At 46.6% G+C, this 25,899-nt stretch carries 29 protein-coding genes and 1 other annotated feature (1 of these 30 running past the window's edge); of the genes, 25 read left to right on the top strand and 4 right to left on the bottom strand.

Annotation, left to right across the window (positions count from 1 at the left end):
• Positions 1-15 (top strand) — a sequence feature (ribosomal protein L21 leader region); it begins 60 nt to the left of the window's first position.
• A gap of 13 nt (positions 16-28) precedes the next feature.
• The 11 genes from rplU to SporoP33_RS01360 all read left to right on the top strand — a co-directional run bounded on the left by rplU (position 29) and on the right by SporoP33_RS01360 (position 7,601).
• Entirely contained in the window at positions 29-337 is a 309-nt protein-coding gene (gene rplU / locus SporoP33_RS01405; protein WP_081242086.1) for a 50S ribosomal protein L21, read from the top strand.
• A gap of 6 nt (positions 338-343) precedes the next feature.
• Complete coding sequence (locus SporoP33_RS01400) at positions 344-670, top strand: ribosomal-processing cysteine protease Prp (RefSeq protein WP_081242085.1); 327 nt, start codon at positions 344-346, stop codon at positions 668-670.
• Positions 671-682: 12 nt separating this feature from the next.
• On the top strand, positions 683-973 hold the full coding sequence (gene rpmA, locus SporoP33_RS01395; RefSeq protein WP_081242084.1) for a 50S ribosomal protein L27: 291 nt from the start codon (positions 683-685) through the stop codon (positions 971-973).
• A 9-nt stretch (positions 974-982) separates the two neighbouring features.
• Entirely contained in the window at positions 983-1,165 is a 183-nt protein-coding gene (locus tag SporoP33_RS15880) for a hypothetical protein (protein WP_143565458.1), read from the top strand.
• A gap of 120 nt (positions 1,166-1,285) precedes the next feature.
• Positions 1,286-1,819 (top strand): Spo0B domain-containing protein, encoded by a 534-nt coding sequence (locus SporoP33_RS01390; protein WP_081242083.1) that lies wholly within the window; start codon positions 1,286-1,288, stop codon positions 1,817-1,819.
• A gap of 3 nt (positions 1,820-1,822) precedes the next feature.
• Positions 1,823-3,112: a GTPase ObgE gene (gene obgE / locus SporoP33_RS01385; RefSeq protein ID WP_081242082.1), complete on the top strand. Its 1,290-nt coding sequence runs from the start codon at positions 1,823-1,825 to the stop codon at positions 3,110-3,112.
• 32 nt (positions 3,113-3,144) lie between these two features.
• Complete coding sequence (locus tag SporoP33_RS01380) at positions 3,145-3,600, top strand: ACT domain-containing protein (RefSeq protein ID WP_081242081.1); 456 nt, start codon at positions 3,145-3,147, stop codon at positions 3,598-3,600.
• Positions 3,601-3,635: 35 nt separating this feature from the next.
• A complete protein-coding gene (gene pheA / locus SporoP33_RS01375; RefSeq protein ID WP_081242080.1) occupies positions 3,636-4,520 on the top strand; it encodes a prephenate dehydratase in 885 nt (294 codons plus the stop codon).
• Between the two features lie 327 nt (positions 4,521-4,847).
• Positions 4,848-5,990 carry a LysM peptidoglycan-binding domain-containing protein gene (locus tag SporoP33_RS16180; protein ID WP_081242079.1) on the top strand — a complete coding sequence of 381 codons (1,143 nt, stop codon included), beginning with the start codon at positions 4,848-4,850 and terminating at the stop codon, positions 5,988-5,990.
• 6 nt (positions 5,991-5,996) lie between these two features.
• Positions 5,997-6,866: a phosphotransferase gene (locus SporoP33_RS01365; RefSeq protein ID WP_081242078.1), complete on the top strand. Its 870-nt coding sequence runs from the start codon at positions 5,997-5,999 to the stop codon at positions 6,864-6,866.
• A 12-nt stretch (positions 6,867-6,878) separates the two neighbouring features.
• Positions 6,879-7,601, top strand: a complete 723-nt coding sequence (locus tag SporoP33_RS01360; protein ID WP_081242077.1) for a YebC/PmpR family DNA-binding transcriptional regulator — start codon at positions 6,879-6,881, stop codon at positions 7,599-7,601.
• Positions 7,602-7,645: 44 nt separating this feature from the next.
• On the opposite strand, the gene SporoP33_RS01355 is transcribed toward SporoP33_RS01360, so the two are convergent.
• On the bottom strand, positions 7,646-8,272 hold the full coding sequence (locus SporoP33_RS01355) for a hypothetical protein (RefSeq protein ID WP_155961292.1): 627 nt from the start codon (positions 8,270-8,272) through the stop codon (positions 7,646-7,648).
• Positions 8,273-8,424: 152 nt separating this feature from the next.
• On the opposite strand from SporoP33_RS01355, the gene SporoP33_RS01350 reads away from it, so the two are divergent.
• From SporoP33_RS01350 to SporoP33_RS01320, 7 genes are all read left to right on the top strand, one after another.
• The gene (locus SporoP33_RS01350; RefSeq protein ID WP_081242075.1) at positions 8,425-8,991 is read left to right on the top strand and encodes an NADPH-dependent FMN reductase; all 567 of its coding nucleotides are present in this window, start codon (positions 8,425-8,427) and stop codon (positions 8,989-8,991) included.
• Between the two features lie 120 nt (positions 8,992-9,111).
• Complete coding sequence (gene ruvA, locus SporoP33_RS01345; RefSeq protein WP_081242074.1) at positions 9,112-9,717, top strand: Holliday junction branch migration protein RuvA; 606 nt, start codon at positions 9,112-9,114, stop codon at positions 9,715-9,717.
• A gap of 19 nt (positions 9,718-9,736) precedes the next feature.
• Complete coding sequence (gene ruvB, locus SporoP33_RS01340; RefSeq protein WP_081242073.1) at positions 9,737-10,735, top strand: Holliday junction branch migration DNA helicase RuvB; 999 nt, start codon at positions 9,737-9,739, stop codon at positions 10,733-10,735.
• A gap of 18 nt (positions 10,736-10,753) precedes the next feature.
• Positions 10,754-11,806: a tRNA preQ1(34) S-adenosylmethionine ribosyltransferase-isomerase QueA gene (gene queA / locus SporoP33_RS01335; RefSeq protein WP_081242072.1), complete on the top strand. Its 1,053-nt coding sequence runs from the start codon at positions 10,754-10,756 to the stop codon at positions 11,804-11,806.
• On the top strand, positions 11,807-12,946 hold the full coding sequence (tgt, locus tag SporoP33_RS01330; RefSeq protein WP_081242071.1) for a tRNA guanosine(34) transglycosylase Tgt: 1,140 nt from the start codon (positions 11,807-11,809) through the stop codon (positions 12,944-12,946).
• A gap of 50 nt (positions 12,947-12,996) precedes the next feature.
• Positions 12,997-13,257 carry a preprotein translocase subunit YajC gene (gene yajC / locus SporoP33_RS01325; RefSeq protein WP_081244712.1) on the top strand — a complete coding sequence of 87 codons (261 nt, stop codon included), beginning with the start codon at positions 12,997-12,999 and terminating at the stop codon, positions 13,255-13,257.
• Between the two features lie 109 nt (positions 13,258-13,366).
• Positions 13,367-14,011, top strand: a complete 645-nt coding sequence (locus SporoP33_RS01320; protein WP_081242070.1) for a DUF421 domain-containing protein — start codon at positions 13,367-13,369, stop codon at positions 14,009-14,011.
• Here SporoP33_RS01320 and SporoP33_RS01315 read toward each other — a convergent pair.
• Entirely contained in the window at positions 13,998-15,515 is a 1,518-nt protein-coding gene (locus tag SporoP33_RS01315) for a putative polysaccharide biosynthesis protein (protein WP_081242069.1), read from the bottom strand. The two genes, SporoP33_RS01320 and SporoP33_RS01315, sit on opposite strands and share 14 nt — an antisense overlap.
• Positions 15,516-15,644: 129 nt before the next feature.
• Between SporoP33_RS01315 and SporoP33_RS01310 the strand changes: the two genes are divergently transcribed.
• The 3 genes from SporoP33_RS01310 (at position 15,645) to SporoP33_RS01300 (ending at position 18,787) form a co-directional block, all read left to right on the top strand.
• Entirely contained in the window at positions 15,645-15,956 is a 312-nt protein-coding gene (locus tag SporoP33_RS01310) for a post-transcriptional regulator (RefSeq protein ID WP_081242068.1), read from the top strand.
• Positions 15,957-16,086: 130 nt separating this feature from the next.
• Positions 16,087-18,354 (top strand): protein translocase subunit SecDF, encoded by a 2,268-nt coding sequence (gene secDF / locus SporoP33_RS01305; protein WP_081242067.1) that lies wholly within the window; start codon positions 16,087-16,089, stop codon positions 18,352-18,354.
• A gap of 73 nt (positions 18,355-18,427) precedes the next feature.
• Positions 18,428-18,787 carry a LapA family protein gene (locus SporoP33_RS01300; protein ID WP_081242066.1) on the top strand — a complete coding sequence of 120 codons (360 nt, stop codon included), beginning with the start codon at positions 18,428-18,430 and terminating at the stop codon, positions 18,785-18,787.
• Between the two features lie 283 nt (positions 18,788-19,070).
• Here the strand turns inward: SporoP33_RS01300 and SporoP33_RS01295 are convergent, their stop codons facing one another.
• Both SporoP33_RS01295 and SporoP33_RS01290 read right to left on the bottom strand, forming a co-directional pair.
• Positions 19,071-19,358 carry a hypothetical protein gene (locus tag SporoP33_RS01295; RefSeq protein WP_081242065.1) on the bottom strand — a complete coding sequence of 96 codons (288 nt, stop codon included), beginning with the start codon at positions 19,356-19,358 and terminating at the stop codon, positions 19,071-19,073.
• A 95-nt stretch (positions 19,359-19,453) separates the two neighbouring features.
• Positions 19,454-19,759 (bottom strand): hypothetical protein, encoded by a 306-nt coding sequence (locus tag SporoP33_RS01290; RefSeq protein ID WP_081242064.1) that lies wholly within the window; start codon positions 19,757-19,759, stop codon positions 19,454-19,456.
• Positions 19,760-20,185: 426 nt separating this feature from the next.
• Here SporoP33_RS01290 and SporoP33_RS01285 point away from each other — a divergent pair, with 426 nt between their 5' ends.
• The 4 genes from SporoP33_RS01285 (at position 20,186) to SporoP33_RS01270 (ending at position 25,816) form a co-directional block, all read left to right on the top strand.
• Positions 20,186-20,476 carry a DHH family phosphoesterase gene (locus SporoP33_RS01285; RefSeq protein ID WP_081242063.1) on the top strand — a complete coding sequence of 97 codons (291 nt, stop codon included), beginning with the start codon at positions 20,186-20,188 and terminating at the stop codon, positions 20,474-20,476.
• A gap of 710 nt (positions 20,477-21,186) precedes the next feature.
• Complete coding sequence (ltrA, locus tag SporoP33_RS01280) at positions 21,187-23,076, top strand: group II intron reverse transcriptase/maturase (protein ID WP_081242062.1); 1,890 nt, start codon at positions 21,187-21,189, stop codon at positions 23,074-23,076.
• Positions 23,077-23,297: 221 nt separating this feature from the next.
• A complete protein-coding gene (gene recJ, locus SporoP33_RS01275; protein WP_231293277.1) occupies positions 23,298-25,313 on the top strand; it encodes a single-stranded-DNA-specific exonuclease RecJ in 2,016 nt (671 codons plus the stop codon).
• Positions 25,304-25,816 carry an adenine phosphoribosyltransferase gene (locus SporoP33_RS01270; RefSeq protein WP_081242060.1) on the top strand — a complete coding sequence of 171 codons (513 nt, stop codon included), beginning with the start codon at positions 25,304-25,306 and terminating at the stop codon, positions 25,814-25,816. Before recJ ends, SporoP33_RS01270 begins: the two co-directional genes overlap by 10 nt.
• Positions 25,817-25,899: the final 83 nt, after the last annotated feature.

The raw sequence follows: 25,899 nt of genomic DNA, 5'->3' as shown, positions 1-25,899 counted from the left end.
AGTCTGAGTAAATAGAGGAGGTGCAAGTATGTACGCAATTATTGAAACTGGTGGTAAACAAATCAAAGTTGAAGCAGGCCAAGAAATCTTCATCGAGAAGATCGCTGGTGAAGCTGATGAAGTGGTAACGTTTGACAAGGTGCTAATGGTGGGCGGAGATGACGTGAAAGTCGGTGCTCCATTCGTAGAAGGCGCAACTGTAACAGGTAAGGTTGTCAAGCAAGGCCGCGCGAAGAAACTCGTTGTATTCAAATACAAAGCGAAAAAGAACTATCATAAAAAACAAGGTCACCGTCAGCCATACACGAAAATCGTGATCGACGGAATCAACCTGTAATCCGGCATGATACATGTCCGAATTAAAAAAGAGCCTTCCGGGCGCATCTCGGCATTCGAGATGGATGGTCATGCAAACTTTGCAGAACACGGACAAGATCTGGTCTGTGCCGGTGCTTCCGCCGTATCTTTTGGTGTGGTGAACGCCATCACACAATTGACTTCGATTGAACCCGATATCGAGCAAGGTTCGGACGGCGGATACTTACGCGTGTCATTTCCGGCAACGGAACAAGATGCTGAAGTTCAGCTGCTCCTGCAAGCGATGATCATCTCTTTACAGACGATTGAATTAGACTATGCAGATTTTATAAAATTATCCTTTGATAAGTAGGAGGTGGCAGCTATGTTACGTTTGGATCTTCAGTTTTTCGCATCGAAAAAAGGAGTAGGTTCTACAAAGAACGGTCGTGACTCCGAATCGAAACGTCTTGGCGCTAAGCGTGCAGACGGACAATTCGTTTCCGGCGGATCTATCCTTTATCGCCAGCGCGGAACAAAAATTCACGCAGGTGAAAACGTTGGCCGCGGTGGAGATGATACTCTATTCGCAAAAGTTGACGGCGTCGTTCGTTTTGAACGTCTTGGCCGCGACAAAAAGAAAGTCAGTGTCTACCCAGCAACTCAAGAAGCGTAAGTAGATCGCATGACGATATGGAAAAGGACTGCACTCGCTGCAGTCCTTTTTCTTATGGTTGTGGTGGATGCGGCTTATGAGCGGTCACGCCGGGCGAATGAGCGTGTGCGGTGCCGCTATGAGCGTTTGACGGGTTTATTGATCGCTTGGCGAAAGAGTAAGATCGGTTGCGTAGTGATGATGAGCGCTTGAATAGTTTATTGAGCGGATAGGCAGTATTCCGGGAAATCTTGAAGGCGATGAAGGTTTTTTTAGTGATTTGTGTGTGTAAATGCTATACTAGGAAGTACGAAAACAGCTGGCGGTGAAAAAATGGGAAAGAATGAACTAAATGTGTCGCAGGCAGTGAAATTCAGTCGACACGATCATATGAATGATCTGCAATTGATCCTTATGTATATCGACATGGGGAAATATGCGGAAGCGAGAAACTGCATCCTCGAGAAAACGGGCGATATGCAGCGGCAGTCAGTGCTTCAAAAGCTTTGCATGCCGAAAACAGAGGAATGGATTATCACACTCGGGTGGCGGTATCCAGCTCTGAATGTGCAACTGTATTGTGATATTACAGAGAAAGTGGACTCACATTTGACTGATGATGCACTTGTCGATTACTTGGAAGAAGTCGTGCTGGCGGTTCAATCAAAAATTGAGCGCTACGCAGATTGTCCTGTGACAATTGAAGTCACGACAGACAAGACATCTTGGAGTATTCAACTGATATTTACAGAACTGTATGCGAAGCTGCCAGACATCCCAGAACACTCATCACAGCTAACGGTCGAAGTCCACGGTGAACCGGATCAATGGACGTTTACTGTCAGTGGACAATTAGGAGGATTATAAATTATGTTTGTGGATCACGTAAAAGTATTTGTTAAAGGCGGCGACGGGGGCGACGGTATGGTTGCGTTCCGTCGTGAAAAATATATTGCCAATGGCGGACCGTCAGGTGGAGACGGCGGAAAAGGCGCAGACGTTATTTTCATTGTAGATGAAGGGCTGCGCACGCTGATGGATTTCCGTTATCAGCGTCATTTTAAAGCGGACCGCGGAGAACATGGTCAAAGTAAAAATATGCACGGACGCGGCGGAAAAGATATGATAGTGAAAGTTCCCCCTGGCACAGTCGTTAAAGATGCAGAAACGGAGACAATCATCGCCGACTTGGTCGAGCATGGCCAGACAGCAGTTATTGCCCGCGGCGGACGCGGCGGACGCGGTAACAGCCGTTTCGTAACACCTCAGAACACGGCACCGGAACTTTCCGAAAAAGGGGAGCCGGGTGTCAGCCGGGATATCATTTTGGAATTGAAAGTACTGGCGGACGTAGGCCTTGTCGGATTCCCGAGTGTCGGGAAATCTACGCTATTATCCGTTGTCTCTTCAGCGAAGCCGAAAATTGCGGACTATCATTTTACGACGCTTGTACCGAACTTGGGGATGATTGAGACAGATGATCACCGCACATTCGTTATGGCCGACCTTCCCGGTTTGATTGAAGGAGCGCACGAAGGTGTCGGTCTCGGACATCAGTTCCTGCGTCATATTGAACGTACACGGGTCATCGTGCATGTGATTGATATGTCGGGACTTGAAGGCCGTGATCCATTTGAGGATTATCAGACCATCAATGCCGAGCTGGAGCAGTATAATATGCGTCTGACCGAGCGTCCGCAAATTATTGTGGCGAATAAAATGGACATGCCAGACGCGCAGGAAAATCTGGCAGCGTTCAAAGAAGCACTGGGTGATGAAGATATTCAAGTATTCCCGATCTCTGCTTTGACAAGAACCGGATTAGATCCGCTGCTTTATGCAATCCTCGATCTGCTTGAGACAACACCGGAATTCCCGATGCTGGAAGAAGTGACGGAAGAAGAACATTCTGTACTGTATAAACACGAATCTACAGGACCTGATTTCGTTATTTCACGTGACGATGATGGTGCGTTCATGTTGTCCGGTTATACGCTGGAGCGTTTGTTCCAGATGACCGATTTCAACTTCGACCAATCAGTCCGCAAGTTTGCGCGTCAGATGCGCGGTATGGGAATCGACGATGCATTGCGTGAGCGCGGTGCGAAAAACGGCGATATCGTACGCATCATGAATTACGAGTTCGAATTCTTGGAGTAAGGCCGATGATGGCTCGTTTTGGGGGGAGCAAAATGGAACAAATCGGGGAAGGCCAGTTTTATTTAGTCCGCGAAGATGTATTGACCGAGTCAATGCAGAAAATGCTGGAAGCTAAACGAATGCTGGCAAGGGGCGAAGTGACGACGATCCAGGAGGCAACCAAACGGGTCGGTCTGTCGCGGAGTGCATTTTATAAATATCGTGATGCCGTGTTCCCGTTCGAATCAATCGCGCGGGACCGGATTTTGACGATTTTTATTCAATTGGAAGATTTGAAAGGCTCGTTAGCTGTGCTTTTAGAAATTGTCTCTGAGGCGAAGTGTAATGTGTTGACGATTCACCAGACAATTCCTGTCCAGGGACGAGCCAATATTACGTTATCGCTTGATGTAACCGAAATGGAAATTAAAGTGGAAGCTTTTTTACAGCGTCTCAAAGCACCTCGATTTATTGATTCCGTTGATTTAATCAGTTCAGGCGTGTTCTAAACGGGCAACCGAACTAGTTAGGAGATGAAAGAATCATGACAGAAAAAAAGTATGTGCCTTCCGTTGCGTATTTGGGGCCTGAAGCATCCTTTACCCATATTGCAGCGTCCGATTTATTCGGCATGGAAGGATTGACACCGCGGCCAACGATTCCTGATTGTATCGAAGCAGTTACGGCGGGGCATGTCGCGTATGCGGTCGTACCTTTGGAAAATGCGCTGGAAGGCTCCGTGCCGCTGACAATTGATTATTTGTTTAATAATGATGAATTGTTCATTACGGCAGAGATTTCTACGCCTATTGAACAGCATATGCTAGTGAATAAATCGCAAAAGGATCACTTAGATAAACTGGAATCCATCCAGTCGCATCCTCATGCGCTGGCACAATGCCATAAGTTTTTGCAGTATCGTTACCGTCGCGTGCCGCTGATTCAGACGACTTCGACAGCAGCTGCGGCAAAATCTATTTCTGAACAGCCGGAACTGCAGGTTGCTGCAATTGGCAACCGTCTGGCAGCAGAAACGTACGGCCTACATATAGCAGAAGAAAACATTCACGATTTCCATTTTAATCATACGCGTTTCGTCGTGCTGTCGCTGATCAAAGAAAAACTGGAACATTCAAAACACGCTTCCTCATTGAAGACCACGCTGATGGTGAAGTTGCCGGAAGATGATCGTCCGGGGATGCTGCACCAGATTCTGTCCGTGTTCTCGTGGCGCCGTCTGAACTTGAGCAAGATCGAGTCCAGACCGCTGAAAACAGGCCTTGGCCATTATTTCTTTATCATTGATATCAATGAGTCTGAAGAGCATCCGATGATGATCGGTGCCATGGAAGAACTGGCAGCACTCGGCTGCACGGCACGCTCGTTTGGTTCTTATTATGTTTATGAATCCGGCGAATTTGTTGGGTGAGGCAACGCTGCTGACATAGCAGGATGTTTTCTGAACGCAGCGCCCGCCCGCACATTGTCAAGCGTCTGTCGGTCAATTTTTTGCATAATGAAATATAATCTGCCCTTGAATTTTACTTAGTTCAAGGGTGTTTCCATTTCGAAATTTCCTGCCGTGACCGCAAAATGGAAGCTTCTTTATTCCCTCATCCTCTACGCAGCAGGGCGTTTTTTATTGTAATAAACCCGTCCCTGTCGAATATACATAACAAGAGAGGAAGCCTACACACATTGTCACAAAAGTAGGCGTCCGTTCATACGATGGATTGATGGAAGGGGGAAATGTTAAGTGGAAGTTCATATTGTCGTCAAGGGTGATACGTTATGGAAGATTGCAAGACAGTACGGTATTCCATTTGAGGAATTGAAGCGGGTGAACGCTCACCTGGCCAATCCCGATTATATTGTACCGGGCATGAAAATCTTTTTACCGATGGATAAGAAAAAACCGCCTCATCATAAAGGTGATCACGCTAAACCGCATGAGAAACCGCATGAGAAGCCACATGAGAAGCCGCACGAAAAACCGCACGGGAAACCGCATGAAAAACCGATGAAGCCGCCGCACCATGAGAAACCGTCAAAACCGTCGCATGAAAAACCAAAACCGCCGACGCAGCAGGTGCCGCCGTTACCGCAAGCACCGCAAATGCCGCAAATGCCGCCGATGCAGCAGCACCCGGTTCCGCCGAAGCCGCCGATGCAACAGCAGCCTGCACCAAAACCACCGTCTATGCCGCAGCAGCCACAGCAGCCGCCGGTTCATATGCCGATGCCGCCGAGTATGCCGTCTGCTCCGATATGGCACGCAGTATTCCCGATTTGTGGCTGGATGCCGATCTTCGACGCGGATTGTCACCCGCATATGCCACAGCAGCCGATGCAGCCATTGCAGCCGCCAGTGCAGGCACCCATTCAACCGATGCCTCACAAAGAGTCATCGAAATGGGAAGCGGAGTCATCGCATCATCATAAACCTGTCCCTGCACCGATGCCTGACGGCTGGCAGCTAATCGAGTCGAGTTCACTGCATATGAAACCTGCTCTGATGCCGGAGATGCCAAAACCAAAGCCGCCTGTTATGCAGCCGATGCCGGAGATGCCGAAGCCAAACCCGCCCGTGATGCAGCCGATGCCTGAACAACCGCAACAGCCGTCCATTCCGCCAAAAGCGTGTGCACCGGCGACTTGGTGCCCTTCAAACCAGGATCATTGTTCACCGCAATGGCCGGTTCAGCAACAATGGCCGATGCAGCCGGAGTGTATGCCGGCAATGCAGTGGTGGCCTTATCCGCCAATGATGCCTATGCCGATGCCTCCAATGGCGCACCATCCGACTGCTCCTTATCCGGGACAGCAGGGCGACTGCGGGTGTAATACGCCCCAGCAGCAGCCGATGCCAATGCAGGAGGACTGGTATCGGAACCAGTAACGGCGTATGACAGACAATCAGCGATTTATTAAAATTAAAAAGAATGTCTGGAAAATGGAGTCGGGCGGAGCGCAATATTCTGTAAAGAAATATGCATCACTCGCACAGGCAGTAAAGGTAAGGCAAGTTCATCAATTACTTAGTGCACAACATTTTCCGCATATTGTTCCGATTGTAGATAAATCGGATCCGCTGCTTATTATGCAGCCGTGGCTTCAAGATGCCAAAGCGGTCAATTTCAAGCGGCGGATCGACCGGATTGATTCATTTCGCGCACTGCAAGCGCTGCATGATACGAAATATACGATCGATTGGCCGTCAATTTCCAGTCTTCCGCATTATCATATGCTGGAGAAATGGGAAGTCCGGCTGGCACGATTTGAGGAATTGCGGGAGCTCTGCGAGGCTTTTCTTCCGCCCCATGTGATTGAAGAGTTACTGACGTACGGACGGGATGCGCTGAATATTTGCAAAAAGCAACCCCCGCCTGTCAGTTCACTGACACTGCTGCATGGAGATGTAGTGCACCATAATATTTTACGAGACGCATCCGGAACAATCTGTTTCATCGACTTTGATTTGGCATGCTTGGGAACGGAAGAAGATGAACGTGTGCTGTGGATGCACCGGGTTTTACCGCAAATCTCGTATAACCCGGTGTTTTTAATGGGGGAACACCCTGCGCTGCAGACGTTATCGAATCAGTCCCTTGCGAAGCTGTTATATCCGAATGAAGTGCTGAGGGAATGGCTGCATTTGCTGTCCCTGCCGGCAGACCAGCAGCAGCGGATGGTCAATAAACTCCTGCAATTCACACAAACCGCGCTCTCACATTGGCCTGGATTATGGTATGATGTAGAGCGAATGATGAAGTAGGAGGTTTGATCCATGGCTGGCCATTCAAAGTGGAAAAATATCCAGAACAGAAAAGGCGCACAGGATGCAAAACGAGGAAAGATCTTTCAGAAGATGTCACGTGAGATTTACGTGGCAGCAAAGTCTGGCGGAGGCGATCCAGACACGAATCCGGCTTTACGCCTGGCAATCGATAAATCTAAGAGTGAGAATGTCCCGAATGATGTAATTCAGCGGGCAATCGATAAAGCAACAGGGACCGGTGCGGATGAAAACTACGAGGAAGTCATCTATGAAGGCTATGGACCGGGCGGCGTTGCGGTTCTCGTGTACAGTCTGACGGAGAACCGCAATCGTACAGGACCGAATATCCGCGTGGCATTCAATAAAAACGGCGGCAGTTTAGGTGAAACCGGCTCCGTCAATTATTTATTTGAACGCAAAGGCCGTTTGTTTATCGAACTTACGGAAGAAACGGACGAAGACACGGTCATGATGGCGGCTTTGGAAGCAGGGGCAGAAGATATTGTTTTGACAGAAGAAGGGTTTGAGATTCTGACGGAACCATCCGAATTCCTGACAGTGAAAGAAGCGCTGGAATCTGAAAATCTGTCATTTATTTCTGCAGAAGTAGATATGATACCTTCCGTTTATGCAGATTTGACAGACGAGCAGGAAGAACAGTTTCTGAATATGATCGATGCACTCGAAGACGACGATGATGTACAAAACGTCTATCATAATGCAGGCGAATAATAATGAACCCGACAGGAGAAAGAGCATCCTGCTGGGTTTTTTCGTTAGTTTTGTACTTCCAGTGTCTCGAGCATTTGTTCAAAGCGTGCGCCGTGACCTTCTTGTGCTTCAAGAAAATACTTCTCGGTAATTAGCAATGTGCCGTCGCCGGCTTCTATTAAATACATCGTCACGACTTCGCTGTCTGATTCTGCACCAGAAGTTCCGTGCAAAGCCAGCCCGTGTACCGGCGATGAAACCGTTTTTTCTTCAAGTGGCAGGCTGTATTCCTGCTTCATATCTTCTTTCACATTTTCCGGAGTCTGGTTTTCAACGTATATAAACGACATGTTTACCTCAGGATAATCATCAGGCGGTGAAATGATCGGAGTCAAAAGATCTTCTTTGTCACCTTTTTCAAACTGATACCGTTCTGGATCGATATACAGTGAATAACGTGAATCGCTGCCTTCCGCCAGTTCCATCGTAACCGCAGTTTCCTCTCCTTCGACCGAAAAAGTGACTTCTTTCGTCGGCTCACGATCTGATAAAGTTTTACTTTCATCCGGTGCGGTCTTACTTGGAGTTTCTTCCTGCGGCACTTCCGGTTCCGCGGGCTCTGAACCGGAAGTGCTGCAGCCGGCAATTAACAGTGACGCGGCAAAACTTGCGACGAGCATTTTATGCATCATATTCCCTCCTCCATTTTTAGATTATATTCATAATACTTCTACGAACAAACTGCAGTGGAAGTTTCATTTGCTAAGCAAACAATTAGATAAAAAAACCGACAAGAGTTATGATGAAACATGCAATAAAAGAAATTAAAAGGAGATTTTTTGTCATGACGATTAAAGTAAAAGCAGTAATTGGAAGTACAAGTTCAACATCATATAATTTGAAATTGGTTAACTTTATGGCTAAGCGCTATAAAGAAGAATTGGATATCACGCCGGTTCTCATTAACGATTTGGAAATGTTCTCTATAGATATTGAAAGCGAACCGCCTGCAGCAGTACAAAGATTTAAAGACGATGTGAAAGATTCAGATGCAGTATTGTTTGCAGCACCGGAATATAACTTCTCAATCCCTGGCGCAATGAAAAATGCATTGGATTGGCTGTCACGCGGCGGCGACTTTACGCTTCACGGTAAGACAGGTTTCATCGTCGGCGCTTCAATGGGTGTCTTCGGTTCAGTGAGAGCGCAGATTCATCTGCGTGAAATTCTTTCCAACCCGGCACTTGCGCCAACTTTATTGCCAGGCAACGAAGTGTATATCGGTGCGGTACACACGAAAATGGATGAAGAAGGAAATATTACGGATGAAGCAACGATTGCGTTTCTAGATACAGTCGTGCAAAACTTCATCGCATTTCATAAAAAACAGCAAGCTGTTGCGCACGCATAAGTATGGAAAATGGACACGAACGTTATGTGTCCATTTTTTTGCGAGGATTTCTATAGGTCGAACAAGTAGAAAACCCGTTCGTATGCTATAATAGCAGGTATACTTTAGGGGGAGACTACATTGTACGATTACATAAAAGGCTATGTGACACGCGTGACACCGGAATATATCGTCCTGGAGCAATCGGGAGTCGGCTGGCAAATAATGACGCCGAATCCTTTTGCGTTTCATGTGACCGAAGAGGTGCAGCAAGTGTTCACGTATTTACACGTGCGCGAAGATGCGCAATTATTGATCGGCTTCAAGACGCTGGAGCAGCGGGAACTGTTCCGCAAACTCATTACGGTTTCGGGAATCGGGCCTAAGGGAGCGCTTGCGATCCTTGCGAACGGCTTGCCTTCTCAAGTCGTCAGTGCGATTGAGCGGGAAGACGAAGGGTTTCTCGTGCAGTTTCCGGGGGTCGGCAAAAAAACCGCGCGTCAGATGATTCTCGATCTAAAGGGCAAGCTGCATGATCTGTTTACAGAGATTGACTTGCCGGATTCCGAAGACACGTTATTGACACTTGCTGAAAGCGATGAGCTGGATGAAGCGATGCTGGCATTGTCTGCACTTGGCTATTCTGAACGGGAACTGAAGAAAGTGAAGCCGAAGCTCGAAAAAGAAGAGCTCGATACAGAAGGCTATATGAGACTTGCGTTAAAACTATTATTGAAACAAGGCTAATACGATGGAGGTGGTTCCAATGGATGAACGCATACTGACGAATGAAGCGACGGAGTTTGACGACAGCTTTGAACAATCGCTGCGTCCGCAGTTGCTGCAGCAGTATATCGGACAGCAGCAGGCGAAAGATAATTTATCGATTTTTATTGAAGCGGCGAAAGGTCGGGAAGAAAGCTTGGATCATGTCTTGCTGTATGGTCCACCCGGGCTTGGGAAGACGACGCTTGCAACGGTAATCGGCAATGAAATGGGCGTGAATGTTCGGATGACGAGCGGTCCTGCGATTGAACGTCCCGGTGACCTGGCTGCGGTTGTATCTTCATTGGAGCCGGGTGACGTGTTATTTATTGATGAAATCCACAGGTTGAACCGCGCGATTGAGGAAGTGCTGTATCCGGCAATGGAAGATTTCTGTCTGGATATCATGGTAGGCAAAGGTCCGACTGCACGCTCTGTGCGGCTGGATCTGCCGCCGTTTACGCTCATCGGTGCAACAACGCGTGCAGGCGCATTGTCTGCGCCATTGCGTGACCGCTTTGGGGTGCCGCTGCGACTGGAATATTACGAAGTCGAGTCGCTGACGGAAATCGTCATTCGGAGCGCCGGCCTGTTTGATGTGCACATTGATAAGCAGGCTGCTGTGGAACTCGCGAAACGATCCCGCGGGACACCGCGCATTGCGAACCGGCTGCTGCGCAGAGTAAGAGATTATGCACAAGTGCGCGGCAACGGCAGGATTACGCTTGATATTGCACAGGAAGCGCTAGATATGCTGCAGGTGGACCACCACGGACTCGATCAGATCGATCATCAGTTGCTTCACAGTATGATCGAACGGTTCCGGGGAGGGCCGGTTGGCATCGATACGCTTGCCGCCAGTATTGGCGAAGAGTCCGTGACAATTGAAGATGTTTATGAACCATATTTATTACAAATGGGATTTATTCAACGCACAGCGAGAGGACGGATGGCGACAGAAAAGGCCTACGCGCATTTTGGCTATCCGCTTCCGGAGTGACAGATAGGAGTCAGCATGATGGAAGTAGAAGATTTTGATTTTAATTTACCTGAACATTTGATTGCCCAGACACCGCTGCTGGATCGGACTGCGAGCCGTTTGCTGGTGATGAGCCGTGACAGCGGGGAAGTAGCGCACAAGCACTTCCGTGACCTGGTCGATGAACTGGAGCCGGGAGATTTATTGGTTTTGAATGATACAAAGGTGCTTCCTGCGCGATTAATCGGTACAAAAGAAGACACCGGGGCAACAATTGAAGTATTATTATTGAAAGAAACAGGGAACGACAAATGGGAAACGCTTGTTAAACCTGCAAAACGCATAAAAGTCGGGACTGTCGTAACATTTGGCGATGGATTGCTGCGGGCGGAATGCACCGCAATCGGTGAGCAGGGCGGACGGGAATTTACATTTGCGTATGACGGGATTTTCTATGAATTGCTTGATCAGCTCGGACAGATGCCGCTTCCTCCGTATATTACCGAAACACTGGAAGATCAGTCCCGTTATCAGACAGTATTCGCAAAAGAACGCGGATCAGCGGCGGCACCGACTGCCGGGCTGCATTTTACAGACGAAATTCTAAGTGCGCTGCGTGCTAAAGGCGTGCAGATTGCCTTCATCACACTGCATGTCGGGCTCGGCACATTCCGTCCGGTCAGTGTAGATTCGATTGAAGACCATACAATGCATGCAGAATACTATGTGATGACAGAAGAAACCGCCGCACTTGTCCGCGAGACGAAAGCGAATGGCGGCCGAGTGATTGCGGTCGGGACCACGTCTACACGGACACTTGAAACGATTGCCACGGAAAATCATGGGGAAGTGACCGCAGCGAGCGGCTGGACTTCGATTTTCATTTACCCGGGCTATGAGTTCAAAGCAATCGACGGTCTGGTGACGAATTTTCATTTGCCGAAATCGACGCTGCTGATGCTGCTGTCCGCGTTTGCGGGACGTGATCATGTCATGCGTGCATACGAAGAAGCAGTGAGGGAGCAATACCGCTTTTTCAGTTTTGGGGATGCGATGTTTATCCGCCCTGCTACAAGAAAGGAACGAGATTAATTGGCAGCTATTACGTATGAACATATAAAAACATGTAAACAAACAGGTGCGCGTCTGGGAATTGTCCATACGCCGCATGGTTCATTTGAAACACCTGCGTTCATGCCGGTCGGAACACAGGCTTCCGTCAAGACGATGTCGCCGGAAGAATTGAAAGCGATGAATGCCGGCATTATTTTAAGTAACACATATCACTTATGGTTGCGTCCTGGTCACGAAATCATCAAAGAAGCAGGCGGATTGCATAAGTTCATGAACTGGGACCGTCCAATTTTGACAGACTCCGGCGGCTTTCAGGTATTTTCATTGAGCAAGTTCCGGGATATTAAAGAAGAAGGCGTCCATTTCCGTAATCACATTAATGGAGACAAGCTGTTCTTGAGTCCTGAAAAAGCAATGGAAATCCAAAATGCGTTAGGACCGGATATTATGATGGCATTTGATGAATGTCCGCCATTCCCTGCAACGCATGAATATATGAAAGCAAGTGTGGAGCGCACGTCAAGATGGGCAGAGCGCTGCCTGGAATCTCACGCGCGACCAAGTGAACAGGCGCTATTCGGTATCGTTCAGGGCGGAGAATATGAAGATCTTCGAAAGCAAAGTGCAAAAGATTTGGTGTCACTCGATTTTCCGGGCTACGCAATCGGCGGATTATCTGTCGGAGAACCGAAAGATATTATGAATGAAGCACTTGAATTCACGACACCTCTATTGCCGCAGGATAAACCGCGTTATTTAATGGGTGTCGGGTCGCCTGACTCCTTAATCGACGGGGCAATCCGCGGAATCGATATGTTTGACTGTGTCTTGCCGACGCGTATTGCGCGTAACGGCACGCTGATGACAAGTGAAGGCCGGCTGGTTGTGAAAAATGCGAAGTATGAACGCGATTTTGGCCCGCTTGACCCGAACTGCGATTGTTATACGTGCAAAAACTATAGCCGTGCTTATGTGCGGCATTTAATCCGGGCGGGAGAAACCTTTGGCATCCGTCTGACGTCTTATCATAACCTGCACTTTTTGCTGAATTTAATGGAGCAGATACGTCAGGCTATACGTGAAGATCGTCTCGGCGATTTCCGTGAAGAGTTTTTCGAGCAGTACGGATTTAATAAACCGAATGCAAAAAACTTTTAAATCTTGTATAATAACATTTGATGATTCAGGAAGGGGGAAGATATAAAATGATGGAACAATACGGTGGTATTTTTACACTTGTACTTATGGTAGCGATCATGTGGTTTTTACTCATTCGTCCTGCGCAAAAGAGACAGAAAGCAGCGAAAGAGATGCAAAACAGTTTAAAGCGCGGAGACGAAGTAGTAACAATCGGCGGAATTCACGGAACAGTGGATGCTGTGGACGAGACTTCTATTTTCTTGCGTGTATCTGACACGACGGTTTTACGTTTTGACAAGCAGGCAATCGGAAGAGTTGTAACAGCATAATAAAAAGCGGTTATCTACTGGTGTGTCCATAGATTACCGCTTTTTTGTATGTCCATGTATAGAAAAAATGTCTGCCGGCACACTAAGGTGTGAAGGAGGCAGATATGTTGTGCATGAGTTACTCATCATCGGATTACGTACAGTCTTTTTATATATATTTCTTCTCGTCATCCTCCGTATTATGGGAAAACGGGAAGTCGGAGAATTAGGCGTGATAGATATTGTTGTTTTCATCATCATGGCAGAAGTTGCCGCGATGATTGTGGAATCACCGGATAAGCCAATTATGGAAGGTATTCTTCCCATTCTGCTGCTGCTCGTCATTCAATATATTTCGTCGATGATTTCATTGAAAAGCAAGAAGTTCCGTGATCTGGTAGACGGTGATCCGACACTGATTATTAAACATGGACAGATTCAGGAAGATGAAATGCGGAAACAGCGGTATAATCTTGATGATTTATTTCAGCAACTGCGGGAAAATCAAATCGGTTCCATTCATAACGTGACGTTTGCCTACCTCGAGCCGTCGGGTAATTTATCCGTCTTCACAAAAGATGGCGACTCGCCGATTGTTGGGCTTGTGCTCGACGGGGAGCTGCAGCCCAAACATTTGAAACTGATCGGAAAGACCGAAGAGTGGCTGATGAAAAAGCTACGCGAAAAAGACATCACTGACCTGTCGACAATTTTCTACTGCTCGTACGAACAGGGAGAAATAAAAGTTCAGATGAAAGAAATTAATAGCGTTTAACCAAATTGCGCAGCATAACGAAATCCTGTGTTTTGATTTGTCTTGTCAGCAATAATAAAACAAGCAATACGGCAGAAGTTATCGCAACTTCTACGAACAAGTGATGCGAACCTATCGGAATAAAAATCGGACGCATGATGACGGTCATTAAAAATGTAATATATGTCATCGCGAACATCGAAAAGCCAGTCGCGGTCGATTTATTCTGCCTCAATGTCGCGATATGCAGGAACGACGTGACGAGTACGCCGAATCCGATTGCCAAAACGGCGCCTGTTTCCTGAAGGCCGGGTTGCGACGCTAATATAAACATCACCGCGAGTTTCGCAATTCCGCCGTAAACCGAATTCATCATACCTGCTTTTGCGTCGCCGGTTGCCTGCAAAATTGAATACAGCGGGCTTTGAATGTAATAAAAGAAAAATATTGGTGCAAGCAGTGTCATATACCTGCCGCCTTCTACGATATGGAACAGTTTTTCCGCGAGATCTTGCCCGTGAATATAAAATACGGTCGCTGCGAAAGCGCCGGTCAGGGCGGATAAACGAAGAGCCAGATGAATACGCTCCTGCAGCTTTTTTACGTTGCTGGAAGCAGCGGCGCCGCTCACTGCCGGAACGAGCACAACTGACAATGCATACGGAATGAATGCTGGAAACAACAGAAGCGGAATAAGTACGCCTGAAATGACTCCGTATAACGAAGTGGCGGCTACTGTCCCTACGCCTGCCATGGAAAGCGCGCGTAAAAATATAATCGGCTCCAAAAACCATGTGAATGTACCGAACAAACGGCTGCCTGATGATGGAAGCGCCACCTCTAAAATAGGCTCCATCGGATAGCGCGTTTCTTTTTCGCGTTTCTTTGGCTGTGTACGGAGGTTCTGCCGGTATTTAAACAACAGATACAGCACAGACAATACTTCCGCTAAGAACGTCACTGCCATCGCATATGCCGCGTTCATCATCGGATCGGCAGGTGTGAGGATATACGGCAGCATCCACGTAATGAGCAAAATTCGGAAGATCTGTTCAATGACCTGCGCCCAGGCGGTTTCCTCAATGCGTGCAATCCCCTGAAAATACCCTCTGATCAGCCCGCCGACCGCCGCGATTGGCACAATTGCAATTGCCACATAGAGTGCGGTGGCAGTCGCTTCATTGCCCAGCAGAGTTCCGGCTAAAAATGGTGTAAATAAAACACAGGCAGGAATGAAGACTGCGCCGGATAATATTGTGATGAACGTGGCAGTTTTCATTACTTGGCGCAGCTGTACGGTATCGCCTTTTGCCTTTAATTCAGCAATGACTTTCGCAATGGCGACTGGCACACCGAGCTGCACAAGTGAGAGGAAGAAGATGAACGCCGGATAGGCTGTCATATAAATCCCGACTGTCTCTTCTCCCGCTACCCTCATAAATTGTATTCGATAGACAAAGCCGAGTAATTTCGATAAAAACACGGCCGCCATCAAAAAGATCGTCCCCCGGATAAATGATGACACCCCAAACAACTCCTTCTTTTCCCGCCATTTCTGCTGCAGTAAGAATGCATATAAAAAACCAAAATATAGTTAAGTGTATGTGATATAATCAACTTTATTCCGCAACAATGAACGAGAGGTGAAGCGGCCTTGGATCAACAGCTTAAAGAAATATACAGACAGTTGCTCCCTGCACTTGAAAGTAAGAAAAACGAATTGACGTTTTACGGCTATTCGGAGATTACAGAAGAGGATCTGCTGCTGTATCTGGCGGAAAAAAAGTGGCGAAAAAAAGATATTTCTGCGATGCACCCCTACAAAATGACAGCAGATATTCTGGCGATTACCGCCGCACAATTCATGACCCACACGCAGACAGAGGCCCAGCGACGCAGCGAGGAGATTTTAGAATTGAGTAAAGAAGAATGGGCTGAGTTATTTTCGCCAAAAAAATCTGAATGATTTTCGTTTATAACTATGAAGTATTTGACACAGCCAACCGACTGTTTCATAATTGGTATGTTGTACAATGAGAGAATCAAGTACATAGCAGGTGCTGTGCCGCTCTAGTATATGAGGGGGAAAAGGAAATATGAAAAACAGAGGAAGGATTGTCGCGTTTTTGCTGCTCATCGTGATCTTGGCATCAACGGTATTTTCAACGACAAATCCGATTTTAAAAGACGTCAAGCTCGGTCTTGACCTGCAAGGCGGTTTCGAGGTTCTGTATCAGGTCAATCCATTGAAGGAAGGACAGAAGATTACAGAGTCAACAGTTGCCGATACGGCCCGCGCATTGACGAATCGTATTGACGTGCTCGGAGTAAGTGAACCAAGCATCCAGATTGAATCGAACAACCGGATCCGTGTTCAGCTTGCGGGCGTAGAAGATCAGGAATCAGCCCGTGAATTATTGTCCACTCAAGCGAATCTGTCTTTCCGTAATGCGAATGACGAATTAATGCTAGACGGCAATGATTTGAAAGAAGGCAAGGCGAAAGCCAATTTCGATGAAAACAACAACCCTGTTGTGACATTGGAAATGAAAGATCCAAATAAATTTGGAGAGGTTACATCTGAAATTGCGCAAATGAAGCCGGACAACATGCTGGTGATCTGGCTGGACTTTAAAGAAGGCGAAGACTCCTTTAAAGAAGAAGCAATGAAACCAGACCCTGCATTCATTTCTGCACCTTATGTATCCAAAACGATTAATTCTTCAAATGTCGAGATTTCGGGTAACTTCACTGTGGAAGAAACAAAGAATCTTGCCGGTATTTTAAACGCAGGCGCACTTCCTGTGGATTTAGAGGAAATTTACTCGACTTCTGTCGGTGCGCAGTTCGGTGAACAAGCACTGGATAAGACAATATTCGCCGGCATTGTCGGTATCAGCTTAATCTTTATCTTTATGGCACTCTATTATCGTTTGCCAGGGATTATCGCAGTTGTCACACTATCTGTCTATATCTATTTGATATTGCTGGTATTCACATTGATTAACGGTGTCCTGACGCTGCCGGGTATTGCGGCATTAATGCTCGGGGTCGGTATGGCGGTCGATGCCAATATAATCACCTATGAGCGGATCAAAGAAGAACTGCGTGTCGGAAAATCGGTGAAATCGTCCTTTACGGCCGGAGCGAAATCTTCATTCACGGCGATTCTGGATGCAAACGTCACGACATTGCTTGCAGCGGTTGTATTGTTCATTTATGGTACAAGCTCTGTAAAAGGTTTCGCGACAATGCTCATCATCAGTATTCTGGTCAGTTTCCTGACAGCCGTCTGGGGATCACGCCTGCTGCTCGGACTTCTCGTACACAGCGGTTTCCTTGACAATAAAGTCGGCTGGTTCGGACTGAACAAAAAGCAAGTCCATTCAGCAGATGAAGGCTATGAAACACTTGATTTGTCTACGAAATTTGACCGTTTCGACTTTGTTCATTCAAGAAAACGTTTCTATACGATTTCTATTGTTTTGCTGATTGTCGGAGCAATTATGCTCGGCGTCTTCAAGCTCAATCTCGGAATCGACTTCTCCGGCGGTACACGTGTTGAAGTTCTTGCCGAACAGCAGCTTGACGAAGACGAGGTAACGAAACAGCTTGAGGAAATCGGTCACCCGACAACGGATGTAGTGATTTCCGGAGATGACAAAAATATTGCGGTTGCGCGATACAAAGAAGAATTTACACAAGAAGAAGTCAACAGTTTCAAAAAAGAAATTAAAACCCTTTATGGTGCAGAGCCAAACGTTTCAACCGTTTCGGACACAGTAGGTAAAGAGCTCGTACGCAATGCAATTTCGGCACTTGCGATTGCAGCGCTCGGCATCATCATCTACGTGGCACTCCGTTTCGAGTGGCGTATGGGTCTGGCAGCGATTATCGGTCTGTTGCACGATGCGTTCTTCATGATCGCGGTCTTCAGTATTTTGCGGCTAGAAGTCGACATCACATTTATCGCAGCGGTACTGACGATCATCGGTTATTCCATCAACGATACCATCGTCACCTTTGACAGAATACGGGAAAACTTGCATCGCTCGAAACACATTAGTAATGCAGACGAATTGGCGCTTATTGTCAATAAGTCATTGCGGCAGACACTTGGACGTTCGGTTAACACCGTACTGACAGTAATCTTCGTCGTTGTGGCATTGATGGCGCTTGGTGCAGAATCCATTCGTCCATTCTCCGTCGCATTATTGATTGGTTTGCTTGCAGGTACGTATTCTTCCATCTTCATCTCTGCCCAGCTTTGGTTCGATCTGAAGAAGAAGCAGATTCTTAAAGACGGAGGAATAAAAGTAGAAAAAGAGAAAAAACAGTGGGGCTCAGACGAACCGGTAGTATAATACGTTTGAACCATATAAAAAGCAGGGTATACTTCGGTATATCCTGCTTTTTTTGATTGGAGGAATGAAGGACATGAAGTTCCAGTGGACTGTGTTGGCCGGTTTGTTATTCGCAGTGTTAATTGCTGTATTTGCTGTGTTCAATGTGGAGTCTGTGCCAGTAAATTACTTCTTCGGCACGGAGATGATTCCGCTCGTGCTCATCATTCTCGGCTCCGCCTTGCTCGGTGCGCTGATCAGCGGCTTTTTCGCTATTTATAAATCTTACAGAAGCGGGCGCCGTGTGAAGGTGCTTGAGAAGCAGCTGCATCTGAAAGAGGAAGAGCTAAGCGCACAGCGCAGACAGATGCAGGAGATGGAGGAGCGCATCGATACACTGATGGAGCCGCCGCTGGTTGAGGCGGAGATTATTCCCCCGAAAGAGCTGTATTGACCGCAACCTGCCACAGGAAGTCGTGCTTGTAGACTTCCTTGTGGCAGTTTTTTTAGTAAGCAGAACGTCATAACGTTATTGTGAAAAGTGAGGGGAACGTTTTAAACCCACTGCGGCGCTGGCGGATGGCTACGCAATGAGCCAGACAGGAAGATCGCCTGCCTGTCTCATTACTACGCCGACCGCTTGGGAGGCGCCTCCGTTCAGTAAGGGGAAGCGAAAATGACACTGCTTTTGCTAAAGCACACGCCAGTCGGCAACCAGTCACTGTACTTCTTCTTTTTTAAAAAAGTAACCTGGCTTGCTTCCACTCAGCAGCGCAGGCACAACTGCGGGGTCGGCCGAAGTCATGAGACAACTGGCGGCGCACTATCGCCAGCTGGCTCATGACGAAAGGCAATACCCCGCGTGCCTGCGCGGGTCCTAAGAGCGGACAGTTGCTAACTTCAATACCCGACAGCCGATCGAGCAACGACACCAAAACCAGTGAAAAAACGTCATTGAAGCCACTGCGGCGCTTGCGGATGGCTTCCGCAATGAGCCAGACAGGAAGTGCGCCTGTCAGTCTCATCGCTACGCCTACCGCTTGTAAGGCGCCTCCGTTTAGTTAGAGGGAAGCAGAATATGACACGTCTTTTGCCAAAGCACACGCCAGTCGGCAACCGGTCACTGAACTTCATCTCTTTTAAAAGAGTACTTGGATTGCTCCCACTCAGCAGCGCAGGCACAACTGCGGGGTCGGCCGAAGTCATGAGACAACTGGCGGCGCACTATCGCCAGCTGGCTCATGACGTAAGGCAATCCCCCACGTGCCTGCGCGGGTCCTAAGAGCGGACAGTTGCTAACTTCAATACCCGACAGCCGATCGAGCAACGACACCAAAACCAGTGACAAAACGTCATTGAAGCCACTGCGGCGCTTGCGGATGGCTTCCGCAATGAGCCAGACAGGAAGTGCGCCTGTCAGTCTCATCGCTACGCCTACCGCTTGTAAGGCGCCTCCGTTTAGTTAGAGGGAAGTAGAATATGACACGTCTTTTGCCAAAGCACACGCCAGTCGGCAACCGGTCACTGAACTTCATCTCTTTTAAAAGAGTACTTGGATTGCTCCCACTCAGCAGCGCAGGCACAACTGCGGGGTCGGCCGAAGTCATGAGACAACTGGCGGCGCACTATCGCCAGCTGGCTCATGACGTAAGGCAATCCCCCACGTGCCTGCGCGGGTCCTAAGAGCTGACACTATCTAACTCCAATCCCCAAAAACCAGTCGAGCAACGGACCCAACACAGCGCAAAAACAGACGATCCCACTAACCACCTCCCCATTCTTCAAAATCCATCTCGTTCCCTTTCCGTCTCAAGCAGGATTAGATATAATAAGAAAAGAGGAAGTGAGAGCATTGATACAATCCAAAAAAAGATGGAAAATTGACCGGCCGGACGAAAAACTTGTCAACCAGCTGGCGAAAGACCTGAATCTTTCCACCATGCTGACTAAAATACTCGTCGCACGCGGAATCACCACAAGCGAACAGGCAAATGCCTACTTGGACATGGATGAATCCAACCTGCACGATCCTTTTTTGTTATATGACATGAAAAAAGCCGTTGACCGCATAAAGCAAGCAGTGGAAGACGAGGAACAAATTACCATATATGGTGATTATGATGCAGGTGCGACACGTTTCTAACTGAAAAGGTTAGACACTAGGGAGTCGAATAAAATCCCTAGGAGAACTGATTTCTTGATAGATGGAATGATTGGGTAACGCCTTGAAACGCCTACTCTGATACTCCGACATGCCTTCTCAATGGTTAAATTGAAAGGTGTGAAGCTCGGTGAAGTCGGCAGAGAGATACCGTAAGTTAGGGAAAGCATAGCGAGTACCTGACACGAAAGCTGTCCAGAGGTGGACGGTGTATCCTATATGCCGGGAGTCCATAAAGTATCTATGGTTAGAATGTGCTGCAGAAGCACTGACGAATCTCTGAATGTACGGGTCTAGACGTAGTTGTCACAGAAATGTGACAGGTGGCAGTGCCATCGTATGTGTGGGCGAGTAAAAATCTGGCGTTATGAAACCCCATAACTTGTTACAGGCAAGTTCAAGCATACAGGACTATAGGAGAAACCTAAGGATATATGTAAGGATAAAGAAATTGGAACGTGGAAAGCGAAGGATGCGGAGGTATTAACCTACCTGAGAAACAGTTCAGTAGATAAAGGGGCGACCTATTAAAACTGATTTATCTTCGTGAGAGTGGAGCCATAGTACCTTTGAAACCATGATAATAAGTGGTGGAGGGATAGGCTCCAGTCGGAAATTTCAAAGACTTATAAATGCATAACAGACACAGATTCGAGTATGACTAAAAGAATCACCACTTGAGAGAGGGGTTGATGTCTGTGGCAAATTCACAAATCGTTAAACATGTTAAAAAGTCCAAGCTTAGAAACGCAGAGTATTACCACATGCAAGATACATTTGACATGTTGTATGAACAAAGCAACAATGGCAGTTCTTTTAAAAACTTAATGTCCATGATTAGTTCAGTTGAAAACATTAAGTTGGCGTATCGAAATATTAAGAACAATACAGGCAGCAAAACGGCTGGCGTAGATGGTCGAACAATCGATCATATTTCCAAGCTGACCGAGGAGCAATTTGTTGATTTTGTTAGAAACAAACTGCGAGATTATAAATCGAAAGCAGTTAGAAGAGTAGAAATACCGAAGCCAAATGGAAAAATTAGACCTTTAGGAATTCCCGCTATCTGGGATAGGATAGTCCAACAATGTATATTGCAAATTCTTGAACCCATAGTAGAAGCAAAATTCTCGGGGAGAAGTCATGGATTTAGACCGAACCGCTCAGTAGAGAATGCGATAGCTCAAAGTTATCGTCTTATGCAGAATTCAAAAATGTCATATGTAATCGATATCGACATTAAAGGATTCTTCGACAATGTGTCCCATGCAAAGTTGTTAAAACAAATGTGGGCAATGGGTATTCAAGATAAGAATTTACTCACTATTATTTCGAAAATGCTTAAAGCGAAAATCAAGTTGCCGGATGGTCGAATCATTGAGAATGAGAAAGGTACGCCACAAGGTGGAATTCTATCTCCACTGCTATCTAATATCGTTTTAAATGAACTTGATCACTGGATTGAAAGCCAATGGGAGACAATCCCTATCTGTGAAGATAAAATAATCAGACGTGAAGATCGTGGGAATTCCACGGACAAAGGAAATCAATATAAATCGTTACGTAAAACTAACTTGAAAGAATGTTATATTGTTCGCTATGCAGATGATTTCAAAATCTTTTGCAGTAATCCTAATCACGCCAAAAGATTATTTATCGCAGTACAAAAGTGGCTGAAAGAAAGACTTGGTTTAGAAATAAGCGAAGACAAATCAAAAATAGTGAATCTCAAAAAGGACTACTCAGAATTCCTGGGTTTTAAGATGAAGTTAATTCCAAAAGGTATGAAATGGGTTGTGAAAAGTCATATGTGCGACAAAGCAGTTCAACGCACAAAGAAAAACTTGAAGCAAATCATAAACGGTATTCGATATGATAGCGGTGTTAACGACCAAGCAAGAAAAATAGCACTCTACAACTCGACTGTAATAGGACTTCATCAATATTTCCGTACCGCAACAATGATTTCCGAAGACATGGGGAACATTGCATACGAAGTGAATGCATGTATGAAAGACCATCGTATGAAAAGGCGAATTAAGAAAACAGGTGTGATAACATCTGAATTTATTAAGAAAGAATACGGGAAGAGCAAACAATTAAGATTTATATCACGAGATCCGCTACTTCCAATTGGATATATTAAACATAAGAATCCAATGATGAAACGTAACACAGTTAATGCATATACAAAAGAAGGCAGAGAAGAAATTCACAAAAATCTGGCGACTATTGATATCACTATACTTCGTTTTCTGATGGAGCATCCAATTCCACAGCGAAGTATAGAGTACAACGATAATCGTATTGCATTATACTGTGCACAAAGAGGGAAATGCCATGTAACAGGGCAAATGTTAAACCCGATGACGATTCATTGCCATCATAAAGTACCACGGTTGCAAGGTGGTACTGACCAATATAACAACCTCTGTCTCGTTGATAAAGACATTCACATCTTAATCCATGCAAAAGATGAAGAAATAATCTCAAAGTATAAAAAGTTACTAACCAACTCACAAAGCCTGAATAAAATAAATACGCTACGAAAGAAACTGGAACTACAGCAAGTAACACTCTAATTGGACGATTAGACATACCAACGAACAAGTGAATTCTGTTAAGTTATGTAGATTACCAAAGTTTTGGAATTTTTCGATGGAACGCCGTGTGAGGTGAAAGTCTCACGCACGGTGTGAAGTGGGGGAAAAGCCGGAGATAACTTTCAAAGGTTTACCTATCACTATACGGCGTCACCAGCGTCACCGTTCTGACCACTGCGCTCGAACGATTGGGTGCGAAAGTGAACTTCGCTATACCGAATCGTTTTGAACACGGCTACGGACCGAACAGTGACTATTTCGAACAACTACATACAGAAGGCACCGAAGTCCTGATCACCGTTGATAACGGAATCTCCGGCATTGAGCAAGTCGCGTTTGCGAAGACGCTCGGCATGACCGTCATTGTCACAGATCACCACGAAATGGGTGACGTGCTGCCGGCAGCAGACGCAGTCATTCACCCAAGACATCCGGAAGGCAATTACCCCTTCGGAGAACTGGCCGGCGTAGGTGTGGCGTTTAAACTCGCTTCCGCCTTGCTTGGTGAGCCGCCTCTTGATTTGCTTGAATTTGTTGCGATCGGCACCATCGCCGATCTTGTGCCGCTTGAAGATGAAAATCGTTATGCTGTTAAAGAAGGCATCCGCAGATTGCGCCGTTCCAAGCGACCTGGCATACGTGCATTAATGCAAGTGAGCGGACATGAGCTGGCCGCATTATCGGAAGAAACGATTGGCTTTACGATCGGACCTCGTCTGAATGCGCCGGGAAGACTTGGTGATGCAGATTCTGCTGTTGATTTATTGAAATCAGAAGATGAACAGCAAGCGCTCGGAATTGCAGAAGAATTGAATGATTTGAATAAAGACCGGCAACAATTAGTAAAAGAAATTGCAAAAGAAGCGGAAGAACAAGTTGAGAACCGGTATGGTGATCAAATTCCATATGTTCTGGTTGTCGAAGGGGAAGGGTGGAATCCTGGAGTCGTCGGTATCGTGTCGTCGAGACTGACGGAGAAATACTACCGCCCGTCCATCATTTTATCACTCGATCATGAAACCGGTATCGCAAAAGGTTCTGCGCGCAGTATCGAAGGATTTGATTTGTATAAAGAACTGTCGAAAAACACGTCCATCCTGCCGCATTTCGGCGGTCATGCCATGGCAGCGGGCATGTCGCTGAAGATAGAAGACGTTGACTTATTGCGTGCTAATTTAAATGAACAGGCAAAAGAAGTCCTGAATGAAGAAACGTTGCAGCCCGTGTTATCGATTGATGTGCCGCTTGCTTTGGATGAAATCGACATTGCGTCTATTGAAGCTCTGGAGCAGATCCGGCCATTTGGCGTGGGATTCCCGAAACCCGTCTTCTTGCTTGAACAGCTTGACAGATTATCTGTCCGTAAAATAGGTGCAGCGAAAGATCATCTGAAGCTGGAAATGGGAGACAGAGACGAACGGATCGATGCCATTTATTTCGGAGCGGGTGCATTGGCAGACGAAATGGCTCCTCAGGGAAAGCTGAGTCTGACAGGTGATTTACAGATCAATGAATGGAACGGCCGCAAAAAAGCGCAAATGCTGGTGGAAGATATCAAATGTGATGAATGGCAGCTGTTTGACTACCGGGGAGTGCGTGAGCCTGCAAGATGGCTGCCGATGATTCCAGACAAAGCACAATTTATTGCTTTCAGTGAACCATCCATTCAGCATTTTGCTCCGTTTTTCAAAGATACGCCTATTACCCTGATGGGGCGTGATGCGATTTATCCATCCAGCTCAATTGTTCTGCTGGATTTGCCGAAGCAGGAAGAACAATTGAAACAGGTGATGGCAGCAACTATGGCCGACCGGGTGTATTTGCATCTCTATGTGCATGATTCGATGTACTTTGAAAAGATGCCAGACCGCCAGCAATTTGGCTGGTATTACAGCTTTTTGAAGAAGCGCCAGATATTTGATTTGCATCAGCAAATTGAAATGCTTTCCAAACACAAAGGCTGGAAAAAAGATATGATAAAATTCATGACAAAAGTGTTTTATGAACTGGAATTTGTTACACTAGAGAATGGTAAGGTGACGATGCTTGATTCTGCCGGCAAACGAGATTTGGCAGAAGCGCCATCCTATAAAAAACGCCAACAGCAGATCAAACTGGAAGAGTTGCTTCTTTATGCCCCCTATCAGGACTTAAAGAATGTGTTTGACTCGTTACGTGAGATGCCAGCTGTTGAGGAGGAAAAATTGTGGACTTAAAAAAATTTGTTACGACAGTAGACGATTATCCGAAACCGGGTGTCAGCTTTAAAGACATTACGACGATTATGGATAACGGGGAAGCATATAAGTATGCGACAGATCAAATTGTAGAGTATGCGAAAGAACTCGATGTGGATATCATAGTAGGGCCGGAAGCACGCGGTTTTATTATTGGCTGTCCCGTTGCATATGCACTTCAGATCGGTTTTGCGCCGGTTCGTAAGCCGGGTAAATTACCGCGCGAAACGATTTCGGTCGAATATGATCTTGAGTATGGAAAAGATACGCTGACGATCCACAAAGATGCGATTAAACCGGGTCAGCGTGTGCTGATCGTGGATGATCTGTTGGCGACTGGCGGTACGGTCAGCGCAACCGTCGAACTCGTCGAAAAACTTGGCGGCGTAGTGGCAGGCTGCGCATTCCTGATTGAACTTTCGTACCTCAATGGGCGCGACAAGTTAACTAACCAAGACATCCGGGCATTAATTACGTACTGATTGGGGAATCCTTCGCTTCGTGCGGAGGATTCTTGCTATATACCCAGGCCCTGCGTTTGATTCACTTTATCTATAGGTGATAT

This window comes from Sporosarcina sp. P33 (genome assembly GCF_002077155.1).
GTDB lineage: Bacteria > Bacillota > Bacilli > Bacillales_A > Planococcaceae > Sporosarcina.
This window is presented reverse-complemented; position numbering and strand designations above follow the sequence as displayed.